At 40.2% G+C, this 21038-nt stretch carries 24 protein-coding genes and 2 pseudogenes; 19 read left to right on the forward strand and 7 right to left on the reverse strand.

Annotated features, from left to right (window positions below; genetic code table 11):
• Positions 1 to 5 precede the first annotated feature (5 nt).
• The 8 genes from V5804_RS13460 to V5804_RS13495 all read left to right on the forward strand — a co-directional run bounded on the left by V5804_RS13460 (position 6) and on the right by V5804_RS13495 (position 8619).
• Positions 6 to 1379, forward strand: coding sequence for a RagB/SusD family nutrient uptake outer membrane protein (locus V5804_RS13460; protein WP_369591918.1), 1374 nt, complete (start codon positions 6 to 8; stop codon positions 1377 to 1379).
• A gap of 173 nt (positions 1380 to 1552) precedes the next feature.
• Positions 1553 to 2608 (forward strand): redoxin domain-containing protein, encoded by a 1056-nt coding sequence (locus tag V5804_RS13465; RefSeq protein ID WP_369591919.1) that lies wholly within the window; start codon positions 1553 to 1555, stop codon positions 2606 to 2608.
• 124 nt (positions 2609 to 2732) lie between these two features.
• A complete protein-coding gene (locus tag V5804_RS13470; RefSeq protein ID WP_369591920.1) occupies positions 2733 to 4055 on the forward strand; it encodes a M16 family metallopeptidase in 1323 nt (440 codons plus the stop codon).
• Positions 4056 to 4061: 6 nt separating this feature from the next.
• Positions 4062 to 4520: a sugar transporter gene (locus V5804_RS13475; protein WP_369591921.1), complete on the forward strand. Its 459-nt coding sequence runs from the start codon at positions 4062 to 4064 to the stop codon at positions 4518 to 4520.
• A gap of 10 nt (positions 4521 to 4530) precedes the next feature.
• Positions 4531 to 6471, forward strand: a complete 1941-nt coding sequence (locus tag V5804_RS13480; protein WP_369591922.1) for a protein-disulfide reductase DsbD family protein — start codon at positions 4531 to 4533, stop codon at positions 6469 to 6471.
• Positions 6472 to 6500: 29 nt separating this feature from the next.
• Positions 6501 to 7868, forward strand: a complete 1368-nt coding sequence (locus V5804_RS13485; protein ID WP_369591923.1) for a M16 family metallopeptidase — start codon at positions 6501 to 6503, stop codon at positions 7866 to 7868.
• 197 nt (positions 7869 to 8065) lie between these two features.
• Entirely contained in the window at positions 8066 to 8287 is a 222-nt protein-coding gene (locus V5804_RS13490) for a hypothetical protein (RefSeq protein ID WP_369591924.1), read from the forward strand.
• A complete protein-coding gene (locus tag V5804_RS13495; RefSeq protein WP_369591925.1) occupies positions 8284 to 8619 on the forward strand; it encodes a TlpA family protein disulfide reductase in 336 nt (111 codons plus the stop codon). The genes V5804_RS13490 and V5804_RS13495 overlap by 4 nt, the downstream gene beginning before the upstream one ends.
• Before the next feature lie 191 nt (positions 8620 to 8810).
• Here the strand turns inward: V5804_RS13495 and V5804_RS13500 are convergent, their stop codons facing one another.
• From V5804_RS13500 to V5804_RS13515, 4 genes are read right to left on the reverse strand one after another with little or no spacing between them, the layout of a single operon-like run.
• Positions 8811 to 9908: a phosphatidylinositol-specific phospholipase C1-like protein gene (locus tag V5804_RS13500; RefSeq protein WP_369591926.1), complete on the reverse strand. Its 1098-nt coding sequence runs from the start codon at positions 9906 to 9908 to the stop codon at positions 8811 to 8813.
• A gap of 26 nt (positions 9909 to 9934) precedes the next feature.
• Positions 9935 to 10081, reverse strand: a complete 147-nt coding sequence (locus tag V5804_RS13505; RefSeq protein ID WP_369591927.1) for a RagB/SusD family nutrient uptake outer membrane protein — start codon at positions 10079 to 10081, stop codon at positions 9935 to 9937.
• The gene (locus V5804_RS13510; RefSeq protein ID WP_369591928.1) at positions 10078 to 10338 is read right to left on the reverse strand and encodes a hypothetical protein; all 261 of its coding nucleotides are present in this window, start codon (positions 10336 to 10338) and stop codon (positions 10078 to 10080) included. The genes V5804_RS13505 and V5804_RS13510 overlap by 4 nt, the downstream gene beginning before the upstream one ends.
• 11 nt (positions 10339 to 10349) lie before the next feature.
• A complete protein-coding gene (locus V5804_RS13515; RefSeq protein ID WP_369591929.1) occupies positions 10350 to 11144 on the reverse strand; it encodes a carboxypeptidase-like regulatory domain-containing protein in 795 nt (264 codons plus the stop codon).
• A 304-nt stretch (positions 11145 to 11448) separates the two neighbouring features.
• On the opposite strand from V5804_RS13515, the gene V5804_RS13520 reads away from it, so the two are divergent.
• The 5 genes and pseudogenes from V5804_RS13520 to V5804_RS13540 all read left to right on the forward strand — a co-directional run.
• Positions 11449 to 12105: a hypothetical protein gene (locus tag V5804_RS13520; protein WP_369591930.1), complete on the forward strand. Its 657-nt coding sequence runs from the start codon at positions 11449 to 11451 to the stop codon at positions 12103 to 12105.
• A 7-nt stretch (positions 12106 to 12112) separates the two neighbouring features.
• The gene (locus tag V5804_RS13525; protein WP_369591931.1) at positions 12113 to 12982 is read left to right on the forward strand and encodes a hypothetical protein; all 870 of its coding nucleotides are present in this window, start codon (positions 12113 to 12115) and stop codon (positions 12980 to 12982) included.
• A 94-nt stretch (positions 12983 to 13076) separates the two neighbouring features.
• The gene (locus V5804_RS13530; protein WP_369591932.1) at positions 13077 to 14309 is read left to right on the forward strand and encodes an IS256 family transposase; all 1233 of its coding nucleotides are present in this window, start codon (positions 13077 to 13079) and stop codon (positions 14307 to 14309) included.
• Between the two features lie 225 nt (positions 14310 to 14534).
• Positions 14535 to 15086 (forward strand): hypothetical protein, encoded by a 552-nt coding sequence (locus V5804_RS13535; RefSeq protein WP_369591933.1) that lies wholly within the window; start codon positions 14535 to 14537, stop codon positions 15084 to 15086.
• Between the two features lie 351 nt (positions 15087 to 15437).
• Positions 15438 to 15626 (forward strand): annotated as a pseudogene (locus V5804_RS13540) (hypothetical protein); the annotation flags it as partial.
• Here V5804_RS13540 and V5804_RS13545 read toward each other — a convergent pair.
• Positions 15589 to 16290 (reverse strand): IS1 family transposase, encoded by a 702-nt coding sequence (locus V5804_RS13545; protein WP_369591934.1) that lies wholly within the window; start codon positions 16288 to 16290, stop codon positions 15589 to 15591. The pseudogene V5804_RS13540 and the gene V5804_RS13545 overlap by 38 nt on opposite strands.
• A gap of 76 nt (positions 16291 to 16366) precedes the next feature.
• Here V5804_RS13545 and V5804_RS13550 point away from each other — a divergent pair.
• The 5 genes and pseudogenes from V5804_RS13550 to V5804_RS13570 all read left to right on the forward strand — a co-directional run.
• Positions 16367 to 16492, forward strand: a pseudogene (locus tag V5804_RS13550) (type II toxin-antitoxin system RelE/ParE family toxin); the annotation flags it as partial.
• Positions 16492 to 16797, forward strand: coding sequence for a helix-turn-helix domain-containing protein (locus V5804_RS13555; RefSeq protein ID WP_369591935.1), 306 nt, complete (start codon positions 16492 to 16494; stop codon positions 16795 to 16797). The pseudogene V5804_RS13550 and the gene V5804_RS13555, both read left to right, overlap by 1 nt.
• A 276-nt stretch (positions 16798 to 17073) precedes the next feature.
• Complete coding sequence (locus V5804_RS13560) at positions 17074 to 17607, forward strand: hypothetical protein (protein WP_369591936.1); 534 nt, start codon at positions 17074 to 17076, stop codon at positions 17605 to 17607.
• A gap of 14 nt (positions 17608 to 17621) precedes the next feature.
• On the forward strand, positions 17622 to 17765 hold the full coding sequence (locus V5804_RS13565; RefSeq protein WP_369591937.1) for a hypothetical protein: 144 nt from the start codon (positions 17622 to 17624) through the stop codon (positions 17763 to 17765).
• 513 nt (positions 17766 to 18278) lie between these two features.
• On the forward strand, positions 18279 to 18611 hold the full coding sequence (locus tag V5804_RS13570) for a carboxymuconolactone decarboxylase family protein (RefSeq protein WP_369591938.1): 333 nt from the start codon (positions 18279 to 18281) through the stop codon (positions 18609 to 18611).
• Between the two features lie 162 nt (positions 18612 to 18773).
• On the opposite strand, the gene V5804_RS13575 is transcribed toward V5804_RS13570, so the two are convergent.
• Positions 18774 to 19031, reverse strand: coding sequence for a hypothetical protein (locus tag V5804_RS13575; protein ID WP_369591939.1), 258 nt, complete (start codon positions 19029 to 19031; stop codon positions 18774 to 18776).
• A gap of 77 nt (positions 19032 to 19108) precedes the next feature.
• On the opposite strand from V5804_RS13575, the gene V5804_RS13580 reads away from it, so the two are divergent.
• On the forward strand, positions 19109 to 19687 hold the full coding sequence (locus tag V5804_RS13580) for a YdeI family protein (protein ID WP_369591940.1): 579 nt from the start codon (positions 19109 to 19111) through the stop codon (positions 19685 to 19687).
• Positions 19688 to 19760: 73 nt separating this feature from the next.
• Here the strand turns inward: V5804_RS13580 and V5804_RS13585 are convergent, their stop codons facing one another.
• Positions 19761 to 20723, reverse strand: a complete 963-nt coding sequence (locus V5804_RS13585) for a YihY/virulence factor BrkB family protein (protein ID WP_369591941.1) — start codon at positions 20721 to 20723, stop codon at positions 19761 to 19763.
• Positions 20724 to 21038 lie beyond the last annotated feature (315 nt).

Consider the following 21038-nt stretch of genomic DNA (forward strand, 5'->3'; position numbering starts at 1 on the left):
TAGAAATGAAACAAAACATAATACAAAGTAAACTTAGATATGTCATATTCATTTTCACTGCCATATTATTATTGGGTCTATCTGCCTGCAACAAATTTGTTGCCACACCTATACCGACTAATGTTATCGCGGCTTCGGTTGCACTGAATAACGATGCAAGTATAGTTGCGGCACTTGCAGGCGCCTATGCTTCAGTGAATAATACAGCTCCGTCAACCATAACAAATGGGGTTTTATTTTCTGATGAAGTGTTGGCAACCAACGCCGCATCAAGTACAACAATTTTACAGGCGCAGCAAAACACTTATGATGTTACCACCGATTATGATTTCTATAAAAACTATTATCAAGCCATTTATAATACTAATTTGATACTTGATGCACTGGCGGTGCCTAATACACTAACTCCAGACGTAGCCAAACAGGTAAAAGGCGAATGTGAGTTTTTACGGGCCTTTTGTTATTACCGCCTCATTAATTACTTTGGTAATGTGCCATTGGTATTAACCAGTAATGTTGCTGTATCATCAAAGATACCTAATACACCGGTTAGCCAAACTATAGCGCAGATGATTCAGGATCTGACGGACGCTCAGGCATTGCTGCCGGCTGCTTATCCATCTGCGGATCGGGTTCGTGCCAATACATATACTGCGACAGCATTACTGGCCCGAATTTATTTACAGAAGAAAGACTGGATTAATGCAGAAGCAGCATCTACAACCATTATCAATTCCGGAACATACACGCTGCCAACTGATCCTAATGCGGTTTTTATCAAAGGAAGCACCGAAACCATCTGGCAGTTATACAACATTAACGGATTTGTAAATTTTGCGCCAACATTTATTCCGTTACCGACGACAACCGTTTTTTATCAACTGCGCCCTGGTTTAATAAATCTTTTTGGAGCAAACGACCTTCGTAAAGCCGACTGGATAAAGGCGGGCACTGATGCAGCGGCAAATGATTACTATCCGTATAAATATAAGGCCCGCCTGGCTACCACGGGTGACTCAACCGAGTATGAGGTCATGTTTAGGCTTGCCGAGCAATATCTCATACGTGCAGAAGCAAGAGCGCAGCAAAATAATATTGCCGGAAGCCTTGCTGATGTTAATGTGATTCGTGCAAGGGCAAAGGCAGACGCATTGATTGCAACCTCCCAGGATGATATGCTTTCAAAAATAGAAAATGAGCGAAGAATGGAACTGATGACAGAAGAAGGCTTGCGCTGGTTTGATTTGAACCGCACTGGTAAGACGTATGCCGAACTATTTCCGCTCAAGCCAACTTTTACCGCCAAGGCAGTATTATTACCATATACCACCGAGATTTTATTGGCAAATCCGTTTTTGATTCAAAACTCAGGCTATTAGAGCCTGTTTAAATTTTTATAATGAAAATTTATAATGCTTCTTTTATGCCTGTAAATCTTGTTTTTGCAAGATGTTCCAATACAAAAAGTACAATTTTTATGCGGTAAAAGAAGCATAGAAAATATGTTGAACAAAATTTAAACAGGCTCTTAATTGTTACTAAACAAAACACTATGAAAAAGATTTTTGCGATATTATTATTGGCACCAGCGGTACTAAAGGCTCAAACCGATAACTTTACCCTTAGGGGTAAAGTGTCGGCTTCGGCAGCCGCTTATAAAAAAGCCTACTTTAGTTATTCTGACGGAACAAGTAAATCATGGATCACTGATTCAGTTGTGATGAAAGATGGTGCTTTTGCGTTTTCAGGAACTATCAAAGATACAGATTTACATCAGGCAACGCTTTCTTACGGGAATAGTATATCTAAACGTGTTTACAATGATGACCTGCAACTTTTCATCGGCAAAGGCGATCTTTTAACGGTTGATGGCATTACCAATTTAAAAAATGCTAAAATGAAAGGATCGCCTCAGGCTGTGCTATTTCAATCGGCTTCTAACAAGTTGTTTTCCACTAAAAAATTTGATGAAATGTTCGCTGTTTGCAAGAACGTTATCCAACAGTACCCTGATTCAAAAATGTCATTTGCTGTTTTAAACCTGAGATTTAATGTTCAAAATGACCTCTCGCAAACTTATCCTGGCGAAATACCCCAAATCAGAGAGCTTTACCAAATGCTATCCCCAAGAATCAGGGCAACTAAGGAGGGTGAAGAATATGGTGCACATTTAGAAAGATTGGCTCACCTAATGATAGGCGGAACATTACAGGATTTTTCCGCAAAAACTGTCGAGGGCAAAATTGTTAAGCTGACAGACCTTCGTGGCAAATATGTATTGGTTGATTTTTGGGCATCATGGTGTATACCCTGTCGTGCTGAGTTTCCTTATTTAAAAAAAGCTTACTCCCGGTTTAAAAGCAAAAATTTCGAAATCTTAGGTTATTCCATTGATGATGATAAATCGCTTTGGATATCCGCTTTAGAAAACGATGATGTGCCCTGGATGAACGTTTCCAACTTAAAGGGCTATCAGGATCCTACTGCTGTGCAATATGCCATCAAGGCAGTTCCATCAAACTTTTTAATTGGTCCCGACGGAAAAGTGATCGCCGTTAACCTGAGAGGCGAATTAGTAGAATCTAAACTGGAGCAACTCATTAAATAAGTAATAAATTAACAAGGGTATGATGAAAAAATTGAAAGGGATAGTTACCCTTACGGGGATGCTATTTCATTTTAACAGCTATGCGCAAACATCGGCCACGGTACCTACACAGGGGGGCGGGCTAATGAAAACCAAACCTGCCGAGGTGGGCAGGGACGCCTATTACAAATTAAAACGAACCAAATATGCCGAGTTGCGGACCTGGCAGTATACCTTTTCTAATGGCGTAAAAGTTGTCTTGCGGGCTGATGATTCACAAAAAGATATTGTTCTAAATGCCATATGTCCCGGCGGTGCTTCACTACTTAATGATGCTGATTACCAATCGGCCGTTCACGCAGGGGAGATTATTCGCCATTGTGGCCTTGGTGATCTTAATGCAGCCGAATTAAAGGTGAAACTTGATGCCAAAAACGTAGTGATCAACCCTACAATAACAGACAGGGCAAGCATCATAACCGGCACTTTTACGCGCGAAGAAATCGAAACCGCATTACAGGCTATCACCCTGTATTTTACCCACCCCAAAAAAGATGACACTTATTTTGCTGCTTACATCAAAGAGTTGAAAAATAAGCTGAGTGAAGACAGCAAAAATCCTTACGCTGTTTTTCAGGATACTGTAGATGCTACTCTATGGGGAAATCGAAGTGTTTTGACGGCCAAAGACATCAATGGCATCACCATGGATAAAGTTTACAACGCATTTTCTAAATGTTTTGGCAACGCCAACGGCTTTACATTTATTTTTACAGGGCACCTGCAAGGCGATAATATGAACGAGCCCGCAAAATTGGCGGGAATGTTTGAGCAATACCTGGGTTCACTGCCCTCAACTCAAACGGCAAACGCAGTTAATGCTACGGCTGCCCTCATTCCGCAGGGAAAAATTGTTAAAACCATTTATAATGGTAATCCGCCGCTATCGGCAGTTAATTTAACCTATAGTGGTCTTTATGAACATACAGATTCTGTCGTCCTTCAGTTAAAGGTGCTGAACGCTGTTTTGAAAAGTAAACTTAACCAGCTTGCCGCATTTAATGGGGCAAATAAAGCTGTGGTTAACCTTATACTGAACAAATATCCAAAACCGCAATATGCGATAAATGTAAGTTATAAATGCTCAAATGTACAAACCAGTCAAACCATTGCCGATGTGAAAGCTACAATTCAGGATTTACAAAAAGCGGTTTCTGCTGATGATTTGAAAGCCTATGTTGATCAGCGGAAGAAGGAACTCAAGGTAGAAACGTTTGATTACAAGTGGTGGTCGGGTTATTTGTCCGTTCAGTTTTTTAATAGCGACGATCCTTATGTAATTGCACATTACCCGTACAATTTTCATAAAGCTACTTCGGAAACCCTGCAACAAGCGGCAACGCAATATTTAAACGGAGAAAATTACATACAGCTTACGTTGATGTCGGCCAAAACAAAAACCAAATAAAAGAGGATGAAGAAATTGATGATGGTGGCGTTATTGCTGGTAGCAATGATACCCAAAGGCAAAGCACAAGATATAGCGGATGTAGTGAAATGGGATTTTTACGCAACAAAAATAGCCCCTAAAACTTACGAGGTACACATGGTGCCCACGGTGCAGCAGCCCTGGCATATTTACAGCCAAGTCAGTCCGAAAAATGGCGCAGTGCCTACCAGGTTTACATTTGCAGTTAACCCGATAGCGCAGCTACAAGGTAATGTAAAAGAAATTGGTAAAGTTGCCAGTAAATATGAGCAGGTTTTTAAGCTAACGGTACTATTTTTTGAAGGTAAGGTTGATTTTGTACAGGTAGTAAAACTTCGGGCAGATGTAAAAACCACGCTATCGGGCACAGTAAAGTTCATGGTTTGCAATGATCATGAATGTTTGCCTCCGCAAAATATACCCTTTAAAATTACTGTAAAATAAGTACGGATTTATGAAGTATATGAATTGCTTTTTAGCGATAACGGGAATCCTTTTGCTTGGCTTTTCCGGTGTCTCAGCTCAAACGCCGGTACAATGGTCAGCTAAGGCAGAACGGGTTACGGCTAGTAAATATCTGGTTAAGATTAATATGACCATTGGAACCGGTTGGCAGGTTTATGCAGATGATGATAAAGAGGCCGGTTTAACAAACATAAATTTAGCGTATAACCATGAAGGTTTACAGGCAGGAAAAATGCAATGTACCCGTTTAGCAAAAAAAATTAACGATACATTATTCGCAAAAAAATTATCTGTTTTTACAGGTAAAATAGTACTGATTCAGTCCATTAGTTTCCAAAATTCCGTACCGGCAACGTTAAAAATTATATTAACTGGATTTGCATCAAATGGTAAAGAATTTCAACCCATCAAAGAAAGCAAGATTGTACAACTGCAAGGTGGAAAAGCTGATTTTAAAGCGTCTAATATAAAATTAAGCTCTGTTAACCTGCTTCGTCCGGTTGCAGACTGTGGTGGCACACAAAGCGGGGAAAACGGCATGTTAGGGATATTCTTCTTAAGTATAGCAGGCGGTTTACTGGCTTTGCTAACACCTTGCGTGTTTCCCATGATACCGCTTACCGTATCGTTTTTTACGGCGCAATCTGCTTCTAAAAACCGGGGTGTTTTAAATGGTATACTCTACGGGTTCTTTATCTTTTTGATTTACACTTTAGCCAGCTTACCATTTCATTTACTTACCAAACTTGACCCTGAAATATTTAATGTGTTTTCCACCAATATCTGGGTTAACCTCGTGTTCTTTTTCCTATTCGTAGCTTTCGCGCTTTCTTTTTTTGGTTTGTTTGAGATCACTCTGCCGTCTTGGTTAGGTAATGCTGCCGATTCAAAAAGTAGCTTGGGTAGTATCAGCGGTATCTTTTTTATGGCGCTTACTTTGGCGTTGGTATCGTTCTCCTGTACAGGGCCTATCTTGGGCACATTGCTGGTAAGTTCATTATCGTCAGGGGCAGGAGCTTGGATGCTGACCGCAGGAATGGCAGGCTTTGGTTTGGCATTAGCCCTTCCATTTGCGCTGTTTGCCATGTTTCCTGGCTGGATGCAAAAGTTGCCCAAAAGTGGCGGTTGGCTGGATACCGTTAAAAAAGTATTGGCCTTTGTAGAATTAGCCATGGCTTTCAAATTTTTAAGTAATGCCGACTTAGTAGCGCATTGGGGCCTGTTGAAACGTGAAATCTTCATCGGCTTATGGGCGCTCATCGCTCTGGCAGCAGCGTTATATCTTTTCGGGATTATTCACTTGCCGCATGATAATAAAAAAGCAACTATCGGTAAAGGAAGATTAATTACCGGGATCGTTTTGCTGTTAGTGGTGTTTTATTTAATACCCGGGGTAACCAATACATCATATGCCGATTTGAAGTTTTTAAGTGGTTTTCCGCCGCCATCATCTTATAGTATTTACAAACGATCTGCAGGAACGGATCAGGTTACTGCGCAAGTTATCAATGATTATGATAGAGCCCTAAAAATAGCTAAGGCACAGCACAAACCGTTACTCATAGATTTTACCGGCTGGGCCTGTGTCAATTGCCGCAAAATGGAAGAAAACGTTTGGCCCAGGCCTGAAATAGCTGCTACTATCAAAGACCATTTTATTTTGGTATCACTTTACGTGGACGACCGGAAAGTACTTCCGCAATCCCTTCAATTTACTTTCAAAGGTGCGCATGGCGAAAAAGAAATCATTACCAATGGTGATAAATGGGCAACCTTCGAGGCCGTGAATTTTGGCCAGGTTACACAGCCATTATATGTCATACTCAATACCGACGAAAAATTAATGAACCATCCGGTTGGTTATACACCAGATGAAACTGCTTATTTAAAATGGCTACAATGCGGGCTAAAGGCAAGTGCCAACAAGTAAAATCAACAAAGAAATTATTCAAAATTAACATGAAAAAACAGATCGCTATTGGCATACTTTGGTTATTGCCGTTTTTAAATAAGGCGCAAAATATAGTTCCGGAACCTATTGCCGGTAAAATTAAAACGGAGATTAAAGACACTGTGCTAAATATTACTACATTAACTTTAAGTAATGGCATGAAAGTATTATTGAAGCCAACAGACACTGAACCGGGTGTGGTTTATTTTGCTGTATTATCGCCCATGGGCACATCTGAATACAGTAATGCTGATTATAGTTCAGCCTTCAATGCCCCACAGGTGGTTAAAATGGCTGGGGCAGGCAAATTGGATCAAAAAGCGCTGCAAAAATATTTAACCGGTAGGAAGGTGAGTATTAACCCGGTTGTTGTAAAAACTTATTCTGTTTTTAATAACCGGTCATCAACCGCTGATTTGGCTACCGCGCTCGAACTCAATTATGCCTACATCACATCGCCCCAAATTGATAAAGCACGATTTGAGGCTAATATAAAAGAGACGATTGATAACTATAAACCCCCGGTAGAAACTGCTAATAGCTTTTTCAGGGACACCATAGCATTGATCGAAAACAATTTCAATACCCGCTATCTACAAACACCAGTCCAAACATTAAAAGCGATTAATCAGGATAGGAGCTTACAGATATTTAAACAACTTTTTGCTGATGCGTCTACCTTTACGGCCATTTTTGTAGGTCAGTTTGATCCGCAAACCATCAAGCCCTTACTGGAGAAATATTTAGCCAGTTTACCCGCCACCTCCAAACACAAAACGGCTAAGGATGCCGTTATCTATCCACCCACAGGTAAAATCGAAAAAGTATTTTACAAGGGTACAGACACCCGTGCACATGTTGAACTATTATATTCCGGGTTTACAACTTATACTAAAAAGGCAGAGTATGTTGTAGATATTTTGCAGAACGAGTTAAATAAGCGCCTTACCTCCAGATTAAAAACCGAAGATCCTGATCTGTACGGCCTGTGCATTGATATCAGTTTAAACAGAGGCAATAAGCCTTATTTCACCGCTACGCTTGAGTTTGCATGCAATCCGTCAAAAACTGAATCGCTTACCAAGTCTTTAACAGACGAAATCAGAAAAATAGAAGGAGATGGTCCTTTACAAATAGATTTGAAAGCTTTGAAAACCGAGATGATATCGGCTGTTAAAGGAAATCAAAACAGCAATAGTTTTTGGTTGGCTTATTTAAAAAAACAAAGTCAGTATAATGAGAATCCAGCCGATATCAGCAACTACCCAACTATAATAGAATCAATTACGCCGGAGGATATCAAAAAGGCCGCAACCATTTATTTTAATGGTAAAAACCGGATCCGTTTTGTGTTAATGCCGGAAGCTATTAAATAGTTAATGAACTTGTTTAAACTTATTCTTTTGTGCTTTATACAATGCTTCTTTTACCCTATAAAAATTGGTGTTGCCCGGTTTTTGATTTGTTTAGGCCGATACAGGCACCAATTTTTATAGGGTAAAAGAAGCATCAACCTCTAAAAAAGAGGGCCAGAAAAAAAGTTTAAACAAGTTCAATCTTAAAAAAAATTAAAATGAAAAAGCTATTCATCGCATTGTTAATACTGTTGCCTTTCGTCGTATGTGCCCAAAATGCCGATTCTATTAAATATTACAAAGCATTAGCCGTTCCGGATGCTTCATTAAAAGTGCTAAACGCTGAATTTGGCTCTATGCCCGCCTATCAGCAAGAAGACCCCAATTACATCGCCGAGATCCGTGCCATGGCTGCCAAAATCAATAAGCAAAAAAATTGATCCAGCTGCGGTTTATTAAAGAGAACCTAAATTCACTTTATAGTTTGCGTGCCCTAACAGAGCTAGCAGGGCCATTTGTTGATTATAATACAATCGCTCCTTTATTTGCCTCGCTGTTGCCAGAGCAGCAAAACTCGGAGGTAGGGTTGAAATTTAATAAAATAGTAGCTGCAGCCAAGCTAACATCAGTGGGAGCCATAGCACCGGACTTTACCCAAAACGATGTGAATGGTAAGCCCGTGAGCCTAAAAGATTTTAGAGGAAAATATGTTTTGGTTGATTTCTGGGCATCATGGTGTGGCCCCTGTCGTACTGAAACCCCCATGTGGTAAAAGCATACCATAAATATCAGGATAAAAATTTTACGATACTTGGGGTGTCATTAGATAGGCCGGGTGCCAAAGATGCCTGTTTTTTTGTGCGCTAACTGGGGAAACAAAAAAACATCCGATAAATAAAGCACTCCATACTGTTTTTAACGAGAATAGTTAAAAGGGTTATAAAAATGATAAGTGATGAAACTTTACCTGCTTTTTTGGCCAGATGCAGTAATGGTTTTATTGTTAAATGTGGGATTGATACGAAAATATTTACCGCCCGGAAAACTCACCACATAATCGGATTTAAAGTGCATGCTTTTTAAATAATAATCCGTGGTGATGATTTGTGCGCCGGAATTACAAGCTGTTATAAAATCGCTTTTATCGTTTTTGCGTGCCTGCTGCGTATCGGCATCGGCACGCGTGCGGAGGATGTATCCTTTTTTAACCAGCTCTTTTATTTCCGGGTCTTTTGGGTCGTTTCGGATCATCATCGCCGCTTCCGGTGTTCCGGCATCGGCATCGGCAAATAAAATACGGCCTTTTAAAGATGGATGATTACTGATATACATCGCGCGTTTGCCCTTTTTATCGTCTAAAACAAACAAAAACTTTCCTTTTGCCTGGTCAAGCGTTGGCCAACCGTTGTGCGTAACTGCTTCGTTTAACGTATTAAATTTTCCACGGACTTCATCAGGCGTGAGGATATTTTGTTTGCCGAGGTTTTTGGTTAAGCTTTCGTCCAGTTCATCAAAAGTTTGGGTGGTAAATTTTTCGGGAACGGTAAAACCAGGCAGTTTGATGGCTTCATCTTTTGCTTCCAAAGTGATAAAAACCGGATGATGGTTTGGGTGCGCATCCGACCAAACTTTTAATTGATTGAGACAATCTGCAAGTGTTAAACCCTGGCTGCGAAAATCAAGATCGGGAATGTGCAGCACTTTAAAACCCGGTTTCTCCATCACGCCTTTCGGGTCATACGGTGCCTGGTTTTTCACCATTTCCAAACCTTTCGGATGCGCGTATTTGCCGCCTTTTTCATCGGCATAAACATCAATTTCCAAGTTGCACAAACCCATATTCAACTGGTCGGCAAAACTGATATGTTCATAATCAATTTTACTGGCCGAGGCAGAATCACGGCTTGCAAAAAACTTAAACAAAGCCGGGTCAATTGCTTTTTTATAACTGTTGTGCGAACCGATCACTTGTATCTGATTGATCCTGATTTGGTTGTCCTGCTGATTTTTACTGGGTAAAAGAAGCATCAGGGAAAACACAACGCCTGAAAATATTTTCATAATTGCTGAGGTGAAGAGTGATTAAATTAATAGCCGGGGTTTTGGACCAAGTTAGGGTTTGTTTTTAATTCTGTTGAAGGAACGGGATACAATCTCCGGTTCACGTCTTTATTCATTGATAGCACATCGTTCGGCAACGGATATTCTACCTCAAACTGCCCGAAGCGGATCAAATCGTTCCGCCGCCAGCCTTCCCACGTTCCAACGCCGTCCGTTTTAAGATACCGTTGTTTTTAAAATAATTAACGCTGGCCCCATACTCAGCGTTTTTGGAGGCGCCGCCGCATGACAAATTATGGTTTTTAGAAAAACCACGACGCTCGACCAGGTTTTGCCAGTTGGTGTTTGATCCGTCGTCGTCTATCGGGTTTGCCAACGGTCTCTGGTTATTGTTTTTTAAATACTGGCGCAGTTTATCGCCGCTCAACATATCAATTTTTTTTAAACCTCGTCAACCGCTGCATAGCTGCTGTAAGCCAGCCTGGTTTGCCCAAGCTTTGCCCTTTTGGTGGTGATAATGATCACGCCATTGGCCGCCCGCGAACCATAAATAGCAGTTGATGATGCATCTTTTAGCACATCAATACTTTCAATATCGGCCGGTGCCAGCAAATCTATGGAAGTGCCCGGCACGCCGTCTATCACATAAAAAGGTTCCTGCGCGCTGGTCCGTATCGTTGATGGCCCTCTTAAAATTACGGATAGTGCCTGGTTCGGGTCGCCGCTTTTGGTAACGTTTAGGCCGGGCACTTTTCCCTGCAACAGTTCGGCAGGCGTAGTCAAAACGCCTTGGTTAAAGTCTTCGGATTTTAAGGAAGTGATGGCACCCGTAACATCCTGTTTGGTAGAAGTGCCATAACCAATTACCACCACATCTTTCAATTGCTGGCTGTTGGGCAGCAAACTGACGTTGATGGTATTTTGATTTCCGACAGGTATTTCTTTGGTGGTAAAGCCTACCGATGTAAACCTTAACACACTGGTATTGCTGTTAACATTGATGGAATATTTACCATTCATATCAGAAGCAACGCCGTTGGTAGTGCCAATTACCAAAACAGAAACGCCTGGCAAAGGCTGGTTTTTTTCGTCGGTTACCGTGCCGCTGATCATCCTCCCGGATTGTGAAAAAACAACCGCGGGCGCAACCATCAGCAACAAATTAATTAGCAGGACGAATTCCCGTTTATACTTTCCGAATGCGTGTTTGAAAAGAACGATGTAGAGTTTTTCCATAAAAAGCTTTGATTTTTTTGCTGAAGAAAATGTGTTGTTTTAGCTAATTGCTTCTATTTATTTGCTGCAAAGGAAGGCTCCTATTGTTACCAAAAAATCAATTCCTTGTTACTTTTAAGCATAAAAAGGAGGCTGCCAGATTTGCTTTTTTTATTGAGGTTAATTTTGATTCAACTGAAAATCAGAAGCATATACCAAAGCTTTTCAAAGCTTATGCTTTCTTGTTTTTCTAATTAAACTTACATTTAGATAACCGGTTATTAACCTTAAATTAATGTACGGCCAATAGTTTTACCACCAAAATATGCAGGGTAAAAAAAGCATTCTATCAATCGTCATCTTGTTGGCCGGGCTTGCCGCGTTTGGCCAAAAGCCTGGCAATGCGCCATTGCCTTTATCAACCCAACAACAATTTGTCCAATCCAAAAACTATTACTTGCTCACTTTATTCGGGCAATCCCCGCAGGTGAAAAAAATGCTGGAGAGCGATCCTATCCTGTCAAGATTTGCTTCCGCCGAAACAGACAGTTTGCGCCAATCACTTTTATCCTGTAAAAACAGTATTTGCTTTGCCGAAAAAGCAAAGTTTACGGCTGCGGAAATCAGGCTGGTTGCTGACCGTTTATCAAAATTATACCGGCCCGAAAACGCTTTAGGTTTGCTGGTAAAGCAGCAGTTGATCCCTTCGGGGAAGTATGGTTTGTACGGAAATTTAAAGCCGGAAGCGATTTTACAAAAAGCCTGGGAACAGGACGCGCATAAAATCCCTTTTGATAAACCTTTTCTCACATCTACCACTAAAGGCCAAAGTTTTGCCATCACCAATATGGCTGCGCGTTGCGAAAAGGAACTGCATTATGTGCCGTACAAACCCGGCAAGCGGCTGAGCGATACCGACCAGGAATTTTACCCGGTAAAAGAAGCATGGCAAATAAATGCCGATGAGCCGCTTGACCCTTAATAAATCCATGAAAAAAATTAGTATAACCCTTTTTGCTGTTGCCTTTTATTTATCTGCTTTTATGGCTGTTCATATCAATTTAAAGCTGAAACGCGAGTTTACGGTTGATTCTTTAGGCGCTTGCCAGGGGATTTCTTATCAAAACGGAAAAATATTTTTGTACGGCGACCGCGAGGTTGGCATAATCCGAGAATATAAATTGGCAAACGACAGCCTGGATTATCAGCATAAAGAATACAAGCTGACGGTAGACGGCAAAGATGTGATCAACCATCCAACCGGCATTGCTTATAACGGTAAAAGCCCGGTTTTTATCGGAAATTCCATCCGCTTAAACCCGGAAGGAACACACTGGAAAGCGGTAATTTATTGTGTAAACTGGCCGGGGCTGTTAAAAACCGGAACGCTGGACGGCAATATCTTAGGCACAATTGACGACGACACCTGCATCCAGGGAACGCGGCCGGAATATGTGAAATACAAAGGCAAATGGTTTGTGGCGACGGCGGATTACGGGAACAAGAAAAATGAAGTAAGATTGTACGATCCGGAAGCGTTGAAAAAGGCCGCTAAAACTTCGGAACCGGGTGTTTTGTACAAAAGGTTTACTTGCGGCCCTTGGGTGCAAAATTTGTTTTGGATGAAAAACACAAACACGCTGGTGCTGGTTCAAAACCAAATTGAAGGAAGAAAATGGCGTTTTACTTTTGTTGATTTGGAGAAATCCATTGAAACGGGCAAAGAAGTTGTTTTGAATGTAGTTGAAACCGACCGTGCAGATGAACTGGAAGGTTTTGCTTTTTTGGATGGCGCAAAGCAGGGCATCGCGGTTACTTCTTCCAGAACCAATAATGTTAATTTGATGCGTGCCGAATAAAAAAGAGGTGGTAAAAGAAGTATTGGGGGAGAGTGTAAAATAAACTGTGTCAGTTAAGGATTAATGATGATTTTTAACTTTAAGATACAGAAATATGGACGAGCAACAAGGTTTTGATTTTGAGCGCTTCAAGGCAGAAGCGATCAAGGGTATGTATGCGGGCAGGCCGCTGAATGGAGAGAAAGGGATATTTGCGCCCTTATTGAAACACTTTTTAGAATCGGCACTGGAAGGCGAGCTGGAAGCGCATTTGCAGGAAGAAAAAGCGGCCGGGATAGCCAACCGGCGCAACGGCAAGGCCAGCAAAAAGATAAAAAGCATTTCTGGGGAATTTGAGCTGGAAAGCGGCCGTGACCGCGCAGGCAGCTTTGAGCCGCTGGTGCTTCCCAAGCGGCAGGTCGTTATCACTGAAGAACCGGAGGAAAAAGTCATTGGCCTTTACGGGCTTGGCCTGAGCACCAGGGACATCAGTAAACATATCAAGGAGCTGTACCAGATGGACATCTCTGCCAGTACCCTGTCTTCCATTACGGATAAAGTTGTTCCCGCGATGAACGAATGGCGGTCCCGTTCATTAGATTCTGTTTATGCTTTTGTTTATTTGGATTGTATGCATTACAAAGTGCGGGAAGGAAGCAGCGTTGTTACCCGTGCAGTTTACAATATCCTGGGCGTCTCTTTAGATGGCAAGAAAGACCTGCTGGGCATGTACCTTTCTGAGAGCGAAGGCGCGAAGTTCTGGCCCGCTGTTTTGACCGACCTGAAAAACCGTGGGGTGCAGGACATGTTGATCGCTTGCGTGGACGGGCTGAAAGGGTTTCCCGAGGCCATCGCTGCCATCTTCCCGAAAACCGAGGTGCAGACCTGCGTAGTCCACCAAATCCGGAACAGCCTGCGCTACATCACGGAAAAAGACAAGAAAGCATTTATGGCCGATCTGAAACCGGTCTATCAAGCCCTGACCAAAGAACAGGGCTATGAAAACTTGATAATGCTGGACGAAAAATGGGGCAAAAAATATCCCGTTCCGGTTAACTCCTGGTACAACAACTGGGAAAACCTGTCCACCTTCTTTAAGTTCGATGCCCATATCAGAAAAGTAATTTACACCACTAATTCGGTAGAAGGCTTTCACCGCCAGGTCAGAAAAGTAACCAAAACTAAAGGTGCTTTTACCTCAGACAACGCCCTTTTGAAACTGGTATACCTGATCGTACAGAATATCTCCGAAAAATGGGCCATGCCACTCCACAACTGGAACCTCACCTTATCTCAACTTTTTATTATGTTTGAAGACAGAATCAAAATGCACCTCAACAACAACTGAAAAATAACACTGACACAGTTCAGTTTACACTACCAAAACTTCATGCGGTAACTTTCAAAGGCTGGCTGCTGAAAATCACCTTGTTCGTGTTTGCTTTTACCCTTGACAAAATAATACCTAACTAACAACTTGAGTTAATTAAGCATTTGTAATTCTATTGAGCTGTAATGCCGAAATCCCCCCCGCCTTCGCCAAGCCTTTTCCGTTGTGTGTAATTTACCGAACATGAAGCATAAACTTTCCATATTTGTCATTTTAATTTTTATTTTGACTTCATCTTTTAGTGTTGGTTACAATTGGGCTCAAGCTTGGGTTGACGACGCTACTATAACAAAATCAAATTTGTCAAAACCTATTCTTAGTCAGGTTACTGAAAAACATTTGACTTTGATTGTGCTAACCAAGAAATATTTAATTAAGACAGCCTCGAACGGTAACACCTATTTACATTGTTATTTAGTTAACGGCACTGATACAACTACATCAATTGGACGGGCCGATGCTACTATAACAGGATTCTCTACAGAAATTTTAAAAGATAGCATTTGGCAACAATTTCAACTACCTATCAATTCAGATTGTGGCAATTCATATTGGACACAAAAATTGAAAATTAAAACTGCACTTTCGATACGGCTTGACCATAATGAGATTGGACCTATCCGCGTTCCCTTTAGAATAAGGTTTGATCATAACAACAATGTTATATATTCAAATATTATTACAGTTGACATAGATCAAAAAAACTACGACAGAGTAGGCAATTCAAAGAAATAAAACTACACACAACATGGGTTTGGCAAAAAACTGGCTGACGGAATTGATTCAACTTTTTTTTGCTATTTTACTTCAGTTTCGGCGGACGGAATAAAATTTAGCCGATAAAAGAAGCATCAACATTTAATTATAAATTTAACTTTGGTTTGGGCTTACGGGTTTCAAATTCCAGTTCTTCGCCAAGTCCCCGCCGTTAGCGGTAAACGTCGCCTAAATCTCGCTTATAATTCTATCGAAAAATTTGTCTTTTGATAACTTTTGAGTTAACTTTGTAAAGTGAACAAGCAAAGACAAATTATCTTTTACGAACACTACTTTACGGACTTCTATTTATAGCAACCGGAAAAAGCTCAAGAGAAGATTGAATATGTTTTTAAAAATTTAAGGACTGTTCAAAATGTCCCGAAAAAATTCCTTGGTCATATGACAGGGACTGACGGACTTTATGAAATAAGGATTGAATTTGAAAGCAACATTTACAGAATATTTTTCGGTTGTGTTTCTAAATGTATGATGTTCTTATATTACGTTCATAGATAGCGGTTTTCATAATTGAATAGTGGTAAAGCAGTTTTTTTGAGAAGCATACTGTCCTTCTTGCCAGCCTTCTCAACCTTGTCCTGAACCAGGTATTGATGCCTTCTATTTTTTTTGTGTGTTTTTTGCCTATGATGTGTTTTTCTTTTGGCAGCACTTCGGCAAACGCTTTCCATTGGTCTGTACAATAAAAGTTGATTTCCAGCCCCTGGAGCTTTTTTAACAGTTCTTTTATGTTCCGCTTGTCCCGTTTGCCCCAGCTTGCCGCCAGGATTTCACCGCTTTGTTCGCAAATGGCATACAGCAGCCACACTTTCTTTTGCTTGTTGCCCACATATGGCCACTGTTCGTCGATCTGTATTATGTGATAAGCGGCTTTTTTTGGCCTAACTACAGATGCCTTGCCCATGCTTAAAATACTCCTGGGCACACAGTTTACACTAATGCCAAGCACTACGGCACAGTCCCTTACGCCACTGCCCCTTAAAAGCATCCGCTTCAGCAAGCCCTTGTTCCTATGGCCTGCGCCCCAGTAAAGGTATTCTTCCTGGAACTGAAGCCCGCAGGACTTGCAAAGTATATTTTGCACGCCTGTCTTTTTCTTGCCGTTTTTTACTACCTTTCCACTATGGCAGCGGGGGCAGCCAACTGTTTTGTTTGATTTCACAACCAACAAACCCCGGCAGCCCCGCTGCTATTTTATCCCATCATACATTTAGAATCACAACCTATTTTGCTGTTTTGACAAAGGGAATTTAGTGGTTTTGTTTAACGGCTTTCAAAAGAAATCCCAAAAAACACCAAAGAATGAAATAGACCTGGCTTTAAAACTGAAAGACGAATATTTTAACTTAAAAAAGAAAAAGTAATGAACAAAGAAAATATTAAAAATGTCAAAAATTTTGACGAATTATTGGACATAAAATACGGGAAAATAGGCACGCAAAAACGAGACGAATTTGAAGAAAAAGCACAATATTTTGTCATTAGTGAACTGTTGAAAGAAGCCCGCAAAGAAGCCAATATGACACAAGAACAATTGGCTGAAAAAGTTGGAACAAAGAAAAGTTACATTTCAAGACTTGAAAATGGCAAATGTGATATCCAACTTTCGACACTTTATAGGATTTTTGAGTTTGGACTTGGAAAACGTGTTAACTTGATGTTCGGATAAAAACGCCTACCGCCAACATTGGTTTGGCAAAAAACTGACTGAAGGAAGTAACATCAACTTTTGTTTTGCTGTTTTGCTTTGGTTCCGCAGAAGGAACAAAATTTAGCCGGTAAAAGAAGCATCAACATTTGAATATTAATTTAGCTTTGGTTTTAGTTGACGGGTTTCAAATACCAGTTCTTCGCCAAGCCCCCGGCGTTGGCGGTCATGCTTGCAACGACTTCCGATAATGTAAAATTCATTGACCGGCAGCTTCTTTTTTCGTAAATTCGTTCGGTGAAACAATCTAAAGAAATAGAACTTGATTTTGAAGTTGATAAGCTGACCAACTCAATTGAAAACGCCGTTTCAGGCGAAGTTTTTGATACCTTAGTTACTTTACTTCAGTCTACTGGCAGCAAGCAAATCAAAAAGACTGAATGGACTTTTAATTGGCAAACCGAACTCAAAGACAAAACCAGGCAAATTTATAAACTGACAACAGTTAATAACCCAACTATTATTCATGGATTAATTAGCCTAACGCACAAAGGTGACCATATTTTCATGGATTTGATTGAAAGTGCAAAATTCAATAAGGGAAAAAATAAACTTTATAAAGGAGTAGCAGGTAATCTTGTTGCTTTTGCCTGCAAAATATCTTTTGAAAAAAGCTATGAAGGCGTAGTTTCTTTTATAGCAAAAACGCAACTGATCGGACATTATGAGCAGGCTTTGGGTGCAAAACTGTTTGGCGGTAACCGTATGTTTATTGACACCAAAGAGGCACTTATTTTAACAACCAAATATTTTAAAGACTTTAAGCTATGATAGATTTCAAGAAAATGGACGATAAAGACTTTGTTTTTGTAAATAAAGCTTTAAGCGACAAAGAGGAAAAAGAATTTAGCGAATTTCTAAAATCCCGCAAGACAAAAGCAAGACGGACACATGACACTAAAAAAGTAAAAATGCTTCACGACCAATAGCACGAACCGCCAACATTGGTTTGGCAAAAAACTGGCTAACGGAAGTTATTGAACTTTTGTTTTTCTATTTTGCTTCTGTTTAGGCGGACGGAACAAAAATTTAGCCGATAAAAGAAGCATCAGCATTTGAACATTAATTTAACTTTGGTTTTGGCAGAAGAATTACAAATACCAGTTCTTCGCCAAGCCCGTAGTCCTGGCGGTTATTGTAAAAGATAGCCCGTAACTATTGGCCCCAAGACGAAAAACTGAAAACAATTGGAAAAGGCAGGCGATAATTTTGAACTTTTGATATCAATAAATAAAAAGATTGTCCAATCCAAACCATATCTGAGAATGGTGTTAGTTGCCCAATTATTCCGGCAAACTTACCTTTTCACAAAAAGATAGTGCTTCTCTTTTTTAGGTTTGGCATCTGCCCAATGTGTATTACACTTAGCTTAGGCTATACAATTTTAAACCCAATCAAAAGAACGCTTACTAATTTAAAAACAATCAATTACAAAAAATAAAATGACAAAATTTACAGAAAGTTCGGACAAAAAATTTGCGAAAGACATTATTAAAGGAGCGCCAAACCAAGCAAAGGCCTGGTTTAATTTTGACCACGAAGTTGGGGAAGTTGAAACTATAATCCCATTGAAGTATAAAGAACTAATTTCGTTAGGCGTTGCACTGACAACGCAATGCCCGTACTGCCTTGAAAAGCACACAAAACAAGCCAAAGAACATGGGGCAACAGAAGAAGAAATTGCCGAAACGATTATGATTACGGCTGCTTTGCGCTCGGGTGCCGCAATGGGTTATGGTTTGTTGGCCATGAAGCTATTTAAAGGCGAGGAATAAGAAGTTTTATCCTGACAACAAAAACAGAAAAACAAGTGGTGCAAGACAACGAATTGTTTCGCTGTCTTGCTTCGGTTCCAGCTTAATTAACGAAATTTTAGCCGATAAAAGAAGCATCAGTTTTCAAACAATAATTTAACTTTGGTTTCAGCCTAAAAACTTTTAAGCACTCACACCATCGGCAATACCTTTTCTGCTGATGGCAATAGCATAAAGGCAACAATTACGATGGACAATTTTATTAAGCAGACAAACATTTGCACAAACAAAAAATGTTGTTTTTATATATAAACTAAATTTTTCCAAGTTAAGAGCCTGTTTAAATTTTGTTAAACTTATTTGCCATGCTTCTTTTACCACATAAAAACCATTGTCTTTTTGTAGCCGCAAAATATCCGAACACACCAAATTTATAGGCATAAAAGAAGCATTGTAAAATTTTATGATATAAATTTAAACAGGCTCTAACACTTCAATAATTGTACTATAGAAATATTATGAACCCGAAAGTTGACTTCTATTTTAACAAAGCCTCAAATTGGCAGGAAGAAACCAGGAAATTACGGTCAATTGTTTTGGATTGCGGGCTGGCTGAAGAACTAAAGTGGGGCTGTCCTTGTTATACTTTTGACAACAACAACATCGTTTTGATACATGTATTTAAAAAATACTTTGCGCTTTTGTTTTTTAAAGGTGCCTTGCTAAACGATGCCCATCATGTCCTCATCCAACAAACGGAAAATGTGCAGGCTGCGCGACAAGTTCGGTTTACCAATATTCAGGAAATTGTGGAGAAGGAAACCATTTTGAAAACTTATATTTTTGAAGCCATTGAAGTGGAAAACGCCGGTTTAAAAGTAGAATTTAAAAAGAATACAGAACTGGCATTTCCTGAAGAATTTCGACATAGATTGGATAAAAATGCTGCTTTAAAAACTGCATTTGAGGCATTGACACCGGGACGGCAACGGGCCTACCACCTTTATTTTTCTCAACCTAAACAACCCAAAACCCGGGAAGCAAGGGTTGAAAAATGTATTGAGCAAATCCTCAACAGAAAGGGGTTGAATGATTAACAGGCTCTTGTGGGAAATTAAACCCAAATCAAGCTATTGCTTCAAGCACGCTCCGTTAAGGCTTAATAAAAAACTACTTCTTTTCCAAATTGCCCGAAGGCGGCAAAACGGCAACATCACGTTCAACTTCTGTTTGCTGCACATGTACCGCATAATCTGCCGGTGCAATTTTAACGCCTTTGAATTCGGCGTAAACTTGGGTAAACTCGGCGCCAAAATATAAAATGGCGGCAGTGTAATAAACCCAAACCAAAATCACGATAAGCGAACCGGCAGCGCCATAAGTTGAGCCGGTGCCGGTGGTAGAAATATAAAGGCCGATCAAAAAACGGCCGATCATAAATAAAACAGCGGTAAACAAAGCACCCGAGCGCACATCTTTCCAACCAATTTTTACATCGGGCAAAACTTTAAATATTACCCCAAAAAGTACGGTAATAACGATAAAACTAATCACCAAATTAATAACCTGTACAAGTATAATGGTGATATCGGGCAAAAAACGGGTAAGCAGGCCGCTTAAAGCAAGCACCAAACCGTTTATAACCAGCGACACGATCAGCAAAAAACCCAAAGCAACGATCAATGACGAAGACAGCAAGCGGTCTTGCAGCAACTTTAACCAGCCGCGTTTTGGCTTCGCTTTAACCTTCCAAATAATGTTGATCGAATCCTGGATTTCTGCAAAAATACTTGTCGCGCCCAACAGTAAAGTAACGCCACCGATAACCACTGCGCTTGTTGTTTTGCCCGAAAGCTGTGCACTTTTAATCATGTCCTGTATCTGTTTGGCGGCCTGGTCGCCCACCATGCCATTAATGCCATCAAATATTTTATTGTTGTGAACAGCATCCTGACCTAAAACCAATCCCACAAAGGAGATAAGCAACAGCAGCAATGGTGCCAGCGAAAAAACGGTGTAATAAGCCAGCGACGCGCTCAGTTTTAAACCTTTGTCGTCCAAAAACCCGTTGAGCGTGCCTGACATCAGCTTGAACCCATTTTTGAATGCTTCTTTTGTAAAGTACTTTTTCATTGTTAAAGTTGTTTTTAAAAACTTTTATTAAGGCAAATTTTAATAAAAAAGGATCAGGCAAAAAACGTTTTTCAACCTGTTAACTGTATGCCGCTGCATATTGTTTAGCAAATTCTAATAAAGTATTAACTTTAAGCGCAAAGCCAATACTGTTTTTAGCAGGTAAAAATTGGCAACTCGGCAAATGCAATTTTTTGGTTTTCAATAAAAACACTTAATTCGATACCAATTTTATGATGATAAAAACAGCATTCTGTTTCCTTTTATTGCTCTGCTTTTTTGGTTTTGCTAAAGCTGCAGAAGTACATATAAACC

It is taken from the genome of Mucilaginibacter sp. (assembly GCF_041088075.1).
In the GTDB taxonomy this organism is placed as follows: domain Bacteria; phylum Bacteroidota; class Bacteroidia; order Sphingobacteriales; family Sphingobacteriaceae; genus Mucilaginibacter_A.

What these genes read in the sequence shown, in the direction of transcription:
- V5804_RS13580 (WP_369591940.1), top strand. Translation starts at nt 19,109, where the DNA reads ATGAACCCGAAAGTTGACTTCTATTTTAACAAAGCCTCAAATTGGCAG.
- V5804_RS13575 (WP_369591939.1), bottom strand. Translation starts at nt 19,031, where the DNA reads ATGCCTATAAATTTGGTGTGTTCGGATATTTTGCGGCTACAAAAAGAC.
- V5804_RS13530 (WP_369591932.1), top strand. Translation starts at nt 13,077, where the DNA reads ATGGACGAGCAACAAGGTTTTGATTTTGAGCGCTTCAAGGCAGAAGCG.
- V5804_RS13525 (WP_369591931.1), top strand. Translation starts at nt 12,113, where the DNA reads ATGAAAAAAATTAGTATAACCCTTTTTGCTGTTGCCTTTTATTTATCT.
- V5804_RS13570 (WP_369591938.1), top strand. Translation starts at nt 18,279, where the DNA reads ATGACAAAATTTACAGAAAGTTCGGACAAAAAATTTGCGAAAGACATT.
- V5804_RS13485 (WP_369591923.1), top strand. Translation starts at nt 6,501, where the DNA reads ATGAAAAAACAGATCGCTATTGGCATACTTTGGTTATTGCCGTTTTTA.
- V5804_RS13500 (WP_369591926.1), bottom strand. Translation starts at nt 9,908, where the DNA reads ATGAAAATATTTTCAGGCGTTGTGTTTTCCCTGATGCTTCTTTTACCC.
- V5804_RS13475 (WP_369591921.1), top strand. Translation starts at nt 4,062, where the DNA reads ATGAAGAAATTGATGATGGTGGCGTTATTGCTGGTAGCAATGATACCC.
- V5804_RS13460 (WP_369591918.1), top strand. Translation starts at nt 6, where the DNA reads ATGAAACAAAACATAATACAAAGTAAACTTAGATATGTCATATTCATT.
- V5804_RS13585 (WP_369591941.1), bottom strand. Translation starts at nt 20,723, where the DNA reads ATGAAAAAGTACTTTACAAAAGAAGCATTCAAAAATGGGTTCAAGCTG.
- V5804_RS13565 (WP_369591937.1), top strand. Translation starts at nt 17,622, where the DNA reads ATGGACGATAAAGACTTTGTTTTTGTAAATAAAGCTTTAAGCGACAAA.
- V5804_RS13480 (WP_369591922.1), top strand. Translation starts at nt 4,531, where the DNA reads ATGAAGTATATGAATTGCTTTTTAGCGATAACGGGAATCCTTTTGCTT.
- V5804_RS13470 (WP_369591920.1), top strand. Translation starts at nt 2,733, where the DNA reads ATGAAAACCAAACCTGCCGAGGTGGGCAGGGACGCCTATTACAAATTA.
- V5804_RS13555 (WP_369591935.1), top strand. Translation starts at nt 16,492, where the DNA reads ATGAACAAAGAAAATATTAAAAATGTCAAAAATTTTGACGAATTATTG.
- V5804_RS13515 (WP_369591929.1), bottom strand. Translation starts at nt 11,144, where the DNA reads ATGGAAAAACTCTACATCGTTCTTTTCAAACACGCATTCGGAAAGTAT.
- V5804_RS13490 (WP_369591924.1), top strand. Translation starts at nt 8,066, where the DNA reads ATGAAAAAGCTATTCATCGCATTGTTAATACTGTTGCCTTTCGTCGTA.
- V5804_RS13510 (WP_369591928.1), bottom strand. Translation starts at nt 10,338, where the DNA reads ATGTTGAGCGGCGATAAACTGCGCCAGTATTTAAAAAACAATAACCAG.
- V5804_RS13535 (WP_369591933.1), top strand. Translation starts at nt 14,535, where the DNA reads ATGAAGCATAAACTTTCCATATTTGTCATTTTAATTTTTATTTTGACT.
- V5804_RS13465 (WP_369591919.1), top strand. Translation starts at nt 1,553, where the DNA reads ATGAAAAAGATTTTTGCGATATTATTATTGGCACCAGCGGTACTAAAG.
- V5804_RS13520 (WP_369591930.1), top strand. Translation starts at nt 11,449, where the DNA reads ATGCAGGGTAAAAAAAGCATTCTATCAATCGTCATCTTGTTGGCCGGG.